General features: G+C 30.1%; 14 protein-coding genes. 9 read left to right on the plus strand and 5 right to left on the minus strand.

The genetic code is table 11. The features are described 5' to 3' along the window. Positions 1–43: 43 nt before the first annotated feature. The 3 genes from AC5M21_RS15130 to AC5M21_RS15140 all read right to left on the minus strand — a co-directional run bounded on the left by AC5M21_RS15130 (position 44) and on the right by AC5M21_RS15140 (position 2,722). Positions 44–658, minus strand: a complete 615-nt coding sequence (locus tag AC5M21_RS15130) for a DUF2238 domain-containing protein (RefSeq protein WP_008787235.1) — start codon at positions 656–658, stop codon at positions 44–46. Between the two features lie 50 nt (positions 659–708). After that, positions 709–906, minus strand: a complete 198-nt coding sequence (locus AC5M21_RS15135; RefSeq protein ID WP_008787234.1) for a hypothetical protein — start codon at positions 904–906, stop codon at positions 709–711. Between the two features lie 73 nt (positions 907–979). Next, on the minus strand, positions 980–2,722 hold the full coding sequence (locus AC5M21_RS15140; protein ID WP_008787233.1) for a M3 family oligoendopeptidase: 1,743 nt from the start codon (positions 2,720–2,722) through the stop codon (positions 980–982). Between the two features lie 251 nt (positions 2,723–2,973). Between AC5M21_RS15140 and AC5M21_RS15145 the strand changes: the two genes are divergently transcribed. The 9 genes from AC5M21_RS15145 to AC5M21_RS15185 all read left to right on the plus strand — a co-directional run bounded on the left by AC5M21_RS15145 (position 2,974) and on the right by AC5M21_RS15185 (position 9,490). Next, entirely contained in the window at positions 2,974–3,426 is a 453-nt protein-coding gene (locus AC5M21_RS15145) for a nucleotide triphosphate diphosphatase NUDT15 (protein ID WP_008787232.1), read from the plus strand. A gap of 2 nt (positions 3,427–3,428) precedes the next feature. Beyond that, entirely contained in the window at positions 3,429–4,094 is a 666-nt protein-coding gene (locus tag AC5M21_RS15150) for a response regulator transcription factor (protein ID WP_029158205.1), read from the plus strand. Between the two features lie 88 nt (positions 4,095–4,182). Further along, complete coding sequence (locus AC5M21_RS15155; protein ID WP_008787230.1) at positions 4,183–5,097, plus strand: ATP-binding cassette domain-containing protein; 915 nt, start codon at positions 4,183–4,185, stop codon at positions 5,095–5,097. Then, a complete protein-coding gene (locus tag AC5M21_RS15160; RefSeq protein WP_302280490.1) occupies positions 5,090–5,833 on the plus strand; it encodes an ABC-2 transporter permease family protein in 744 nt (247 codons plus the stop codon). Before AC5M21_RS15155 ends, AC5M21_RS15160 begins: the two co-directional genes overlap by 8 nt. Positions 5,834–5,848: 15 nt before the next feature. Further along, on the plus strand, positions 5,849–6,745 hold the full coding sequence (locus tag AC5M21_RS15165) for a sensor histidine kinase (RefSeq protein ID WP_054325318.1): 897 nt from the start codon (positions 5,849–5,851) through the stop codon (positions 6,743–6,745). 197 nt (positions 6,746–6,942) lie between these two features. Continuing rightward, entirely contained in the window at positions 6,943–7,614 is a 672-nt protein-coding gene (locus AC5M21_RS15170; protein ID WP_008787227.1) for a CatA-like O-acetyltransferase, read from the plus strand. A 125-nt stretch (positions 7,615–7,739) separates the two neighbouring features. Next, on the plus strand, positions 7,740–8,162 hold the full coding sequence (locus AC5M21_RS15175; RefSeq protein ID WP_008787226.1) for a VOC family protein: 423 nt from the start codon (positions 7,740–7,742) through the stop codon (positions 8,160–8,162). Further along, on the plus strand, positions 8,155–8,745 hold the full coding sequence (locus AC5M21_RS15180) for a TetR/AcrR family transcriptional regulator (RefSeq protein ID WP_008787225.1): 591 nt from the start codon (positions 8,155–8,157) through the stop codon (positions 8,743–8,745). The genes AC5M21_RS15175 and AC5M21_RS15180 overlap by 8 nt, the downstream gene beginning before the upstream one ends. Beyond that, positions 8,738–9,490 (plus strand): DNA alkylation repair protein, encoded by a 753-nt coding sequence (locus AC5M21_RS15185; RefSeq protein ID WP_008787224.1) that lies wholly within the window; start codon positions 8,738–8,740, stop codon positions 9,488–9,490. Before AC5M21_RS15180 ends, AC5M21_RS15185 begins: the two co-directional genes overlap by 8 nt. Before the next feature lie 113 nt (positions 9,491–9,603). Here the strand turns inward: AC5M21_RS15185 and AC5M21_RS15190 are convergent, their stop codons facing one another. Together AC5M21_RS15190 and AC5M21_RS15195 are read right to left on the minus strand one after the other, a co-directional pair. Further along, entirely contained in the window at positions 9,604–10,539 is a 936-nt protein-coding gene (locus AC5M21_RS15190) for a transketolase family protein (RefSeq protein WP_008787223.1), read from the minus strand. Then, complete coding sequence (locus tag AC5M21_RS15195) at positions 10,529–11,356, minus strand: transketolase (protein WP_008787222.1); 828 nt, start codon at positions 11,354–11,356, stop codon at positions 10,529–10,531. Before AC5M21_RS15195 ends, AC5M21_RS15190 begins: the two co-directional genes overlap by 11 nt. Positions 11,357–11,420 lie beyond the last annotated feature (64 nt).

Consider the following 11,420-nt stretch of genomic DNA (forward strand, 5'->3'; position numbering starts at 1 on the left):
TAAAAAGATATTGAAATCATGTATTCAATATCTTTTTATCTAATTATTTATGATTGAGTTTATATAGTTTTCTTTCTAATGAAACAAAGAAATGGTCTTTTGAAGATTGATCAAACCTCACCAAATAAATGGTTAATAGTATTCCTCCAATAACTGCCACTAGCATATCTGTCATTGTATCATGAACCCCTGTTACATTTCTAATTGCATCATATTGAAAAAAGACAAGCAAAGCATACTCATAAAACTCCCAAAGTAATGCAATGGTAGCATTAACTGCATTGATAAATATACACATAACAATCTTTCTTTTCTCATTTCTTAAAAGATGTTTATATAACATATACGCCAATTCACAAATCACAATTCCACTCGCAAAATGAGTAAATTTATCATAATAAGGTGTAGAATAGCCACCTAAACAACTACCCCACAGACTTGCAAAATAAATAAAAATAATATTCAACAAATAGAATTCATCAGGAACTTTAACTTTGATAAGTTTCATAAACAATGGTGCCATAAACGGCGTTAAACAAGCGACAAATGTCATACCAAAATATTTTCCTTGCCAGTTCATATAAAAAGCATAAATCAATGTTATTACATAGACCAAAATACACAACTTAAAAATGATATCTAACTTTTTATTTTTCATAACAGCACCTTCTTTAAATCTATTGTACCACTCTCTAAGATAAATAAAAATTATTTCATAATAAACTTGTTCACAAGAATTAAAATAACTGGCAAAATGATTACAAAATACACAATAAATAAAATGATCAAACTCATTCCTTCATGATCAGTTCTAAAGAAATATTGATTGATGGGTTGAGCAATAACCTTAAAATAGAGATATGTTAGAATGATTGTCACTATAACACTTATCATTTTCCTTAACATCTCCATCACCTCAAATCTATTTTAACACATTGATTTTAATTGAGAAACAAAAACAGATTGATGATCAACCTGTTTAAACTTCTCGTAATAATCTTTCAAATAAATAAATATCCTCTTGAATCATATCAATAGAATTTTGCCAAAAATCTTCAGAAGTCAAATCAATACCAACACTTTTTCCAACATCCTCTAAATTCATCTTTCCTGTTAATGATAAAAAGTTTTCATAAGTTGTTGCAAATTGATTTCCTTCCTTAAGATACAGTCCATATAATCCTTTTGCTAATAACAAACCAAAAGCATAAGGGAAATTATAGAAAGCATAGTCCGCTTCATAATAATGAGGTTTCCATGTCCACATATAAGGATGCAATGTATTTTGGTCTAAACCATGACCATAAGCTTCCTTTTGTGCTTCAATCATTAAATCTTTTATCTCAGCAACACTTAATGGACCCTCTTTTCTTTTTTCAATCAAACGACTTTCAAATAAGAAACGTGAATATATATCAACGATCACTTGTGCACAATCTGATAACTCATTCTCTAAAATCATTAATTGTTCAGCTTGGGAAGCATTTTTTAAGGCTGCCTTTTTAACAATCGTTTCACAAAATGTTGAAGCTGTTTCAGCTATTGGCATTGGATAATTAGCATTCATAGCTGTTTGGCTATTTAAACAATGTCCATGAAAACCATGTCCAAGTTCATGTGCCATTGTAATGACATCGCTAAAATCATTTCCATAATTCAATAAGAAACGACTTTCTTCAATACAATGTAAGTTATTACAAAATGCTCCACCTACTTTCCCCTGTCTAGGATAAACATCAATCCAATTTTTTTCTATTGCCATTTTAGCATAATCACCTAAGTTTTGTGAAAATGAAGAAAATTGCTCAATCACAAATTGACTTCCTTTTTCATAGTCATATTCACTATTCACATCAACAATGGGTGCATACATATCATACCAAGGTAATCCATTTTGATATCCTAAATATTGTGCTTTTGTTTGAAAATACTTTTCAAACATAGGTAGTGCTTTTTTCATTGTAGCAAGTAAAACATCTAATGTCTTTTGAGACATTCTTGAATCTATCAGCGTTCTTTGTAAAACCGAATCGTACCCTCGTAATTGTGTCACTGTAATGGCTTCACCCTTAATCGCATTTAATGCACTTGCTATACCATGTTCAACACTTGTATACGCTGCAATCTCTGCCTCGTATGCTTTTTTTCTGATTTCTTTATCTTTTGAATAAGCCATATTTAAGACTTCAGTTAATGGATAGACTTTCCCATCCATTATAACTTCCAATGAAGATATTAATTGATCTTTGTATTTTAACCAAGAACTAGATCCTGTTGTTTTCATATTTGCTAAAACAGATTCACTTTGATCATCTAATAAGTATTTATTTTGTTGTTTGATTTCATTTAAGACAAACATATGATCCTGTACATAAGAATCTGTTAATTGTTGAAAATCAAATTGAGCAATCCATTTTTGAATTTTAGCACTTGCATCTGCAAAAGAAGCAAGTAATGTTTCAATGACTGATGCATATTTAATAGCTTCATAATCATTTGTATCAGCATTCATTGTTAAGCTTACATATGCATATAACTTTTCTACCAAATCGTCTAAATGATTTTCTTCTTCTAGATATTGGATAAGATGTGATTGTTCATTTGGTAGTAATGGATATTTACGCATATCATTTAATATTGTTTCAACTTCTTTTAAATCATTTTGAAACTGAATGTCTTCAAAAGATGTATATAATTCTTTTAAACTCCATTTTTTATCCATAATTCTTTCTCCTTGTATTGTTGTTTTTATTATACACTGATTTCATTATAGATAACAATATATGAAACAATAATTTATATTTATACATTATCATTATATAATAATTCATAGTCTCTATTTAAAAACAAACAAAAAGTATGTTGAGAATTACTGAATTTTGATTTTATTAATGATTTGTTTGTTGAATATGTGATTAAGTAGTAAAATAGTCTTTATAAATGATTTATGAAAAAATTCAATGAGGTGAGAAAATGGGAGATACCATAAAAGTTGGAATCGGTGTTATGATTATAAAAGATAATAGAATTTTATTAGGACATCGTATAGCAGGTGGAAAAGATACTGGAGGTATATTTGAACCAGATAGTTGGTGTTTACCTGGTGGAAAACAGGAATATGATGAAACTATATTTGAATGTGCAAAAAGAGAAGTGAAGGAAGAAACAAATTTAGATGTTTGGAATCTAGAAGTATTCAGTGCGGTTGATGATATTCAACCTCATAAACATTTTGTTACAATTCAAATGATTACAAAGGATTATACTGGTCATTTAGAAATCATGGAGCCAGAGAAGCAAGATGAATGGAAATGGTTTTCTCTTGAACGTTTACCAGAGAAAATATATTCTCCATCAAAGAAATTTATAGATGCATATCTTGCTAAAAATAAAGATACTGATAAGCTTCAAAGTGGAGATGAATGAATATGAAAAAAATATTAATCATTGATGATGATATAGATATTGGAAATATGCTTGAAGAAACGCTTATAAAAGAAGGATATGAAACTTCTCGTGCCTATTCTGGAACTGAAGCTATTCTTTTGCTTGAACATGCAAAGCCAGATCTTGTACTCCTCGATTTAATGTTGCCTGGTCTCAATGGGGAAGAGGTCCTGCCGAAGATTAAAAATATACCCGTTATTATTATAAGTGCTAAAATTGACATTGATAACAAAGTTAATCTTTTGCTTAATGGTGCGGTTGATTATATGACCAAACCATTCCACAAAAAAGAACTCTTGGCTAGAATTGCTGTTCAACTTCGTAAACCAATTTTCCTTGAATCATCTCCAATACTTACTTTTGAAGAATTGAACCTTCACCACAATACACATACAGTGACCATTCACAATACTGAAATTAAGTTAACAAGGACTGAGTATGCAATCTTAAAATTATTGATGCAAAATCCATCACAAATCATTACCAAATCACTTTTATTAGAGCGTATAAGTGATGATACTCCAGACTGTACAGAAAGTTCATTAAAAATGCATATCAGTAACTTAAGAAAAAAACTTCGTGAAGTGACTGGTAAAGACTACATAGAAGCTGTATGGGGAATTGGCTTCAAACTTAGAACTTCATAAATCTTTACGATTTCTTTACTTTTTTCTTTACTACTTTCTTTATAAAAATTGATTAAAATAATATTATCTTATAAAGGAGGGTAAACATATGGAATATGTTTTAAGAACAAATAACTTAAGTAAGCATTATGGACAGTTTAAAGCACTCAATGGATTAACAATAAATGTTCCTAAAGGAGCTATATATGGTTTTGTTGGAAAAAATGGTGCTGGAAAGACAACTCTTATTCGATTGATTTGTGGTCTTCAATATCCATCATCTGGTGATTATACATTGTACACAAAACAAAATCATGAAAAAGGGTTTGATAAGATACGAAGAAGGATGGGTGCTGTGGTAGAAACACCATCTATTTATCTTGAGATGTCTGCTGAAGAGAATCTCAAACAGCAATTTTGCATTTTAGGGATGCCATCTTTTGATGGATTAAAAGACATTTTAGAATTAGTTGGACTCAGTCATACTGGAAAAAAGAAAGCAAAGAACTTTTCTCTTGGTATGCGACAAAGGCTAGGAATCGCTATAGCACTTGCTGGTCATCCGGATTTCTTAATACTTGATGAACCAATCAATGGTCTTGACCCTCAAGGAATTATAGAAATGCGTGAACTCATTTTAAAACTCAATCATGAACAGCAAATAACAGTTTTCATTTCAAGTCATATCCTAGATGAACTTTCAAAACTAGCAACTCACTATGGATTTATTGATAATGGATGCATTGTTAAAGAAATAAGTTCAGAAGAACTACAAATGGCTTGTAGAAAATGTATACATATAAAAGTAAGCAATACAAAAGCACTTGCTCAAATACTTGATCAAATGAAACTTGAATATAAAATCCTTTCTGAAACAGAGGCTGATATTTATGCTAAAGTTCAAGTCTCACAACTGGCACTCGCCTTAGATAAGGTGAACTGTACAATCGTTTCTATGCAAGAAAACGATGAAAATCTAGAAAGCTATTATATTGAGTTAATTGGAGGTCATAAAAATGTATAATTTATTATCCGCGAATATCAGCCGGCTATGGCTCAATAGGGCATTCTGGGTAACACTTCTATTCATGGCTATGATAGAATGCTCATTTGCTTATATATTACTTGATCAAAATTCAACACGTGTAGATTTGATTTTGTTTGCATCTCTTCAAGTTGTTGGTATATTGATTTCGATTTTCTATAGTCTATTTCTTGGAACAGAGTATAACGATGGAACCATTCGAAATAAACTTATTGTTGGTCATAAGAGAGAAACTATTTATTTAGCAAGCCTTATAACTGGCACTGTGGCAGTCACAATCATTTACTTTATTTGGGGACTTATAGGTGGTATTTTTACTCTTGTTTCACATGCCTCAGTAAATATAACTATAAGTCAAATAATGCTTATAGGATTAGCTTACTGGTTAGCATGTATCTCATATATTGCAATTTTCAATTTTATAGGTATGATTTCATCAAATAAAGCAAGGACATCAATTATTTGTATTTTAACAGCCTTTATTTTAATGTTTGCTGGACTCCTCTGTTACTCGCTTGCAAGACCTGGCTTTCTACCTCAATATCAAGTCACAATTTTTCAGTTTTTATTTGATTTTAATCCCTATGGACAGATATTTCAAACTATGTCAGTTGACACAATCACACTATGGAAGTTATGTGCATATGCACTTTCCTTAATAACTCTTATATCTGGATTTGGCATATATATTTTTCGTAAAAAAGATTTAAAATAAAGGTTGGTGAAAAAGATGTTTCTTCCTTGGTTTTTGTGCATAGTTTTACTTGGAATCATTATTATACTGCTTATAAAAATTATCTTTGTTAATAGAAATATAGATAAAATCTGCACAGAACTCGCAGAACATCTTTCTGATGAAACCAATACATTGATTTTAGTATCAACTGGTGATAGACATATCAAACATTTGGCAAATGAACTTAATAAACAATTACAACTTCTTAAACAAGAACGACACAACTATTTAAATGGTGGTCAAAAACTCAAAGAAGCCGTGACAAATATCTCACATGATTTAAGAACACCTTTGACTGCTATTTATGGCTATTTAGATCTTTTAGAAGAAGAAGAAGACAAGTCTTTAGACGTTGAGCGATATATTAAAATCATCAGCAACCGAGTTGAATCACTAAAACAATTAACTGATGAACTCTTTCTCTATTCTTTATCCATAATTTCACAAAATAATGATAATAAAGAAGATATTATTCTCAATGATATATTAGAAGATAGTCTTGCTGATTTTTATATGGCATTTAAAGAAAGAGGAATCATTCCAAAGATTAATATGCCTACTGAAAAAGTTATCTGTCATCTTAATCCGGCAGCACTCTCTCGTGTGTTCACAAATCTATTAAGTAATGCTATTAAATATAGTGATGGAGATTTAGAAATAACTCTAACAGATTATGGTGAGATAACTTTTACCAATACTGCTGTGAATTTAAATCAGATAGAAATAGAAAGATTATTTGATCGCTTTTATACTGTCAATACTGCTAAAAAATCAACTGGATTAGGCTTAGAGATTTCTAAGACTCTCATTCAGCAAATGAATGGTGAAATTTCAGCAGAATATAAAAATAAAAAACTGTTTATAAACATTTTATTACCGTTGAATCAATAGATTTTAAAAAGTGTAAACTCACACAACAATTGATTTTTGTTGCTTATTGCACAACAGAATTATATAATTAAAATATCAGTAATTCATATTTAAAAAGTTATATAATGTGATAATATATATGAAAGGAAAATGGAAAATGAAAATCGGACTCAATAAAGCCTCTTAAAATTAAAGAAAAATTCTAGGAGGCAGAAAAAATGAAATTTACAAAAAAGAATTTAGACACATGGGACAGAGCAGAACTGTTTCAGCATTTCATAAATGATATGCGTTGTGTCATGAGTATGACTGTTAACATTGATATCACAGAATTCCTACAGGTGATCCATGATAAAAAATATAAGTTCTATCCAGCAATGATATGGGTTATAAGTTCAGCAGTTAATTGCCGTGAAGAATTGCGTATGGGATATAATGAAGATGGAGAAGTTGGTACATGGGATTATATTTCCCCCTATTATACACACTTTCATCAAGAAGATGAAAAGTTTGTAAAGTTAGTTATTGATTATCATTCTGACTTTGAAGCATTTTACCAGCAGTTTATAAAAGATATGCAAGTCTATCAAACTTACCGTTGGTTTGATCAAAAAAATATTCCACCAAATACATTTGATGTATCTTGTTTACCATGGTTACATTATCAAAGTTTTGATATGCACATTTTTGATTCTGGTCTATATATTGCGCCTGTTATTACTTGGGGAAAATATATAAAAAATGAAAGTGGGAGAATCATTATGCCATTATCATTAAATATTCATCATGCGGTTGCTGATGGATATCACCTTTGTAGATTTTTTACAGATGTAGAAAATTGTTTAAAAAAGTTCAGTAATTTAATTCAATCAGTTAATCATTTTGATTAACTGATTTTCTACTTTAGACAGCTCTATGAAACATTTCATTTGTATTTCTAATAATTCTCATACCATTGACATACATACAGAATGTATGTTATATTGTTTATATCAAAGAGAAAGGAGAAATTTATATGAAGAAAAGTTTTTATCCAGTACTTATGTGTAATAAAATACAAGAAGAGGCAAATTTTTTTACAGATTTATTTGATTTTCAAGAAATCTTTACAAGTGATTGGTATATAAGTTTAAAAGATAATGATGGTTTTGAGATAGCAATGATTGATAGTTCTCATAATACAATACCAGAACAGTTTAGAAAACAATGCGAAGGTATTATTCTAAACATTGAAGTTGATGATGTAGATACTGTCTATTCTAGATTTATGAATAAAAATCATTCATTAATATTGTTGGATATTCGAAATGAAGATTACGGGCAAAGACATTTTATGATTGAAACACCCAACAAAAATTTAGTTGATATTATTCAATTGATTCAACCTTCCTATGAAAATAACAAAGGCAATCAAGAATTAGGTGAAAATAATGACTAATAATAAAAAAGAATTAGCAACTCTTCATACAACCAAGAACTTAATATCAATTGCACGTCATCATTTTTCCACATATGGATATGAAAATACATCTTTAGAGGCTATTGCGAAAGAAGCAAATATGACAAGAGGGGCAGTCTATCATCACTTTAAAAATAAAAAAAATCTTTTTAAAGCAGTTTTAAATCTTGTACAACATGAGGTTGGATTAAATGTTGAAAAAAGAGCTCAATCATCAAAAGATATTTGGGAACAATTAATATTAGGATGTGTTGGATTTGTAGAAGCAGCAACTTTAGAAAATAATAAAAGAATACTCTTAATTGAAGCTCCTAATATTATAGAATGGACTCAGTGGAAGAAAATGGATGATGAAAATTCTGTTTTACTTTTAGAAGAACAACTTATGATTATTCAAAAAAATGAACAATTAATTGATTTTGATATTCATATGATTTCACATATGATATCTGGTGCTTTAAATGATTTATCAATCTATCTTGCTGAATCTGACAATTTGAATAATGAACAAATTTATAAAGCAGTTGACTATTTATTAAAAGGATTTAAAAAGAATGGGTAAGAAAGTAAAAGACTATTATGATATTGAATATGGATATTTTTTAGCTAAAAAGATAAAATCAGTCTATTCAGAATTCAATGACAATCAATTTATTTCATTGATAAGACCAACAATTGAGCAATTAGAATTTAATGATAGACAAGAATTGCTAGCTAATGCATTAAAAGCATCTATCCCCTTAAACTATTCAGAGACGATTGGTATTTTTAAAAAAATATTAGGGCCAGAACTCAATGGCAGTTTAGGCATGTTTACAGAGGGATATTGGCTTTGGCCAATTGGGAAATTTGTTGAGTTATTTGGTGGTGAAAATTTTGAAGTCAGTACATCCTTTAGTAAAGAATTAACAAAAAGATTTACGAGTGAATTTTGTATGCGTACAATTATAAATCAGTTTCCTGAACAATCAATGAATCTACTTTTGAAATGGAGTCAGGATAGCAATCAAAGAGTACGTCGATTAGCAAGTGAGTGCATAAGGATACGGTTACCTTGGTCAAAAAAACTGTATGTTGCCCTAGAATATTTTGATATTTATTATGAATTATTAACTTGTCTTAAGGATGATACTGATAAAACAATTCAAAAAAGTGTCGCAAATAATCTCAATGATTTATATAAGGAAGATCAAGAGAAGTTTGAATTCATTGTATCCAGTTGGCAAAATGAAAATATAACAAAGGAATGTCAATGGATTATTAAGCATGCTTCAAGAACAAAAAACAAAAAACATTCATGTGTATAAAATATATGCTTATACTATTAGATAATAGAGAGTATAACTTATAAGTGAATTGAAAAAGACCTATTACACTTAAGCAAAAAAGATACTTTTTTAGGAAAGTATCTTTTTCATATCTATTCATATATCTCTTTCATCTTTGTTTTTATATTTTCTACATTAAGTCCATATTTTTCTTTAATAGCAAGAGATGGTCCAGACTCAGTAAAAACATCCTCTACTCCAATTTTTACCACTGGGGCATGTTCACTCATTTCTGATACAATCTCACTAATAGCACTACCAATTCCCCCAATGACTGAATGATTCTCAACTGTAACTATTCTTTTCACTTCTTTAGCAAGTTTACGAATATAGTCTTTATCCATTGGTTTAATTGAGAAGATATTAATCAATTGACCATTAAAGCCTTCATTTGTTAATGTTTCAAATGAACGATATGCCAAATCAGTTGTTGACCCTTCAAAAATCATAGCAAAATCATTGCCATTGTTTTCAACACAATAACTGTGTCCAATTTCTACATCAAAGTGTGATGGTAAATCTGGCACAACATCTCGAGCAGCACGAATATAGACTGGTCCTTCATGATCAATGGCTAATTGGACACATTTTTTAAATTCATCATGGTTACTAGGAACAAGAACTTTCATATTTGGCAAAACTCGCATTAATGCAATATCTTCATTTGCATGATGACTTGCTCCATCATAACCTCCATCCATACCAGGATGCGTAGCAATGAATTTGACATTTGCATTGGCATAACATGCTTGACGTACTTGTGTCCAAGCTGTCCCTGAAACAAAAATAGCAAAGTTTACATAGAAAGGAATTTTTCCTTCATCTGCAATTCCAGTGGCAATAGAAACAGCATTTTGCTCAGCAATTCCTGTTTCTACAAAACGATTAGGAAATTCATTCTGGAATTTATTGGTTGTTGTTGATTTAGCTAGGTCACTATCAATGACATAGATATCAGGATTTTTTCTTCCTTGTTCACATAAAACATCCCCAATAATTTCACGAATTGTTGTGAGTTTATATTCCATTTTTAATATCCTCCTCTCTCTTCAATAAATCTTTTTTAGCTATTTCGTACTCTTCATCAGTTAAACCACTTGAATGCCATTTAGGAACAGATTCCATAAATGAAATACCTTTGCCTTTGATTGTATTTGCTATAATGCAAATAGGTTTATCAACAACCAGTTTAGTCTCATTTAAAGCAGAAACAATTTGTTTCATATTATGACCATCAATTTCAATTGTATGGAAATGGAATGCCTTTGCTTTATCAACAAACGATTCCATATAAATAACATCATTTGTAGGTCCACCAGAAGATAGTTTATTATAATCAATAATGAAAACCAAATTATTAAGATGATGATGGGCTGCTGACATCATAGCTTCCCACATTTCACCTTCTTGCATTTCTCCATCACCGGCAATAGCATAGATACGATGATTTTCTTTATTATTCTTTTTCACAATCGCATGTCCTACTGCCATTGAGAAACCTTGACCAAGCAATCCTGTAGTTGCATCCACTTCGGGGATATCTTTTGTATAAGGGTGTCCCTGTAAACGAGAATTTAATTGTCTAAATGTTTTAAACTCACCTTCATCAATCATCCCATAACTGGCTAAAATAGCATATTGAGCAGGAACAGCATGTCCTTTTGAAAGAATAACACGACTGCGCTTTTCTTTCTTAAAATCAACATCTAATTCATAGATAGCTGTTAATATATCAATTATAGATAATGCACCTCCAACATGTCCAACACCCGCTTGATAGACCATATCAATAATACGCCTTCTATTTTGATTGGCTAATAATTCTAATTCTTTGATTTCTTTCATTTTTACACCTCTGGTATATTGAAGTTACTCATACAAAGAGTAATAAATCTAATATACCAATTCT

The organism is Coprobacillus sp., from assembly GCF_984815275.1.

Bases quoted from the DNA above. Each gene is read 5' to 3' on its own strand.
- AC5M21_RS15130 (WP_008787235.1), bottom strand. From the start codon at position 658: ATGAAAAATAAAAAGTTAGATATCATTTTTAAGTTGTGTATTTTGGTC.
- AC5M21_RS15135 (WP_008787234.1), bottom strand. From the start codon at position 906: ATGTTAAGGAAAATGATAAGTGTTATAGTGACAATCATTCTAACATAT.
- AC5M21_RS15140 (WP_008787233.1), bottom strand. From the start codon at position 2,722: ATGGATAAAAAATGGAGTTTAAAAGAATTATATACATCTTTTGAAGAC.
- AC5M21_RS15145 (WP_008787232.1), top strand. From the start codon at position 2,974: ATGGGAGATACCATAAAAGTTGGAATCGGTGTTATGATTATAAAAGAT.
- AC5M21_RS15150 (WP_029158205.1), top strand. From the start codon at position 3,429: ATGAAAAAAATATTAATCATTGATGATGATATAGATATTGGAAATATG.
- AC5M21_RS15155 (WP_008787230.1), top strand. From the start codon at position 4,183: ATGGAATATGTTTTAAGAACAAATAACTTAAGTAAGCATTATGGACAG.
- AC5M21_RS15160 (WP_302280490.1), top strand. From the start codon at position 5,090: ATGTATAATTTATTATCCGCGAATATCAGCCGGCTATGGCTCAATAGG.
- AC5M21_RS15165 (WP_054325318.1), top strand. From the start codon at position 5,849: ATGTTTCTTCCTTGGTTTTTGTGCATAGTTTTACTTGGAATCATTATT.
- AC5M21_RS15170 (WP_008787227.1), top strand. From the start codon at position 6,943: ATGAAATTTACAAAAAAGAATTTAGACACATGGGACAGAGCAGAACTG.
- AC5M21_RS15175 (WP_008787226.1), top strand. From the start codon at position 7,740: ATGAAGAAAAGTTTTTATCCAGTACTTATGTGTAATAAAATACAAGAA.
- AC5M21_RS15180 (WP_008787225.1), top strand. From the start codon at position 8,155: ATGACTAATAATAAAAAAGAATTAGCAACTCTTCATACAACCAAGAAC.
- AC5M21_RS15185 (WP_008787224.1), top strand. From the start codon at position 8,738: ATGGGTAAGAAAGTAAAAGACTATTATGATATTGAATATGGATATTTT.
- AC5M21_RS15190 (WP_008787223.1), bottom strand. From the start codon at position 10,539: ATGGAATATAAACTCACAACAATTCGTGAAATTATTGGGGATGTTTTA.
- AC5M21_RS15195 (WP_008787222.1), bottom strand. From the start codon at position 11,356: ATGAAAGAAATCAAAGAATTAGAATTATTAGCCAATCAAAATAGAAGG.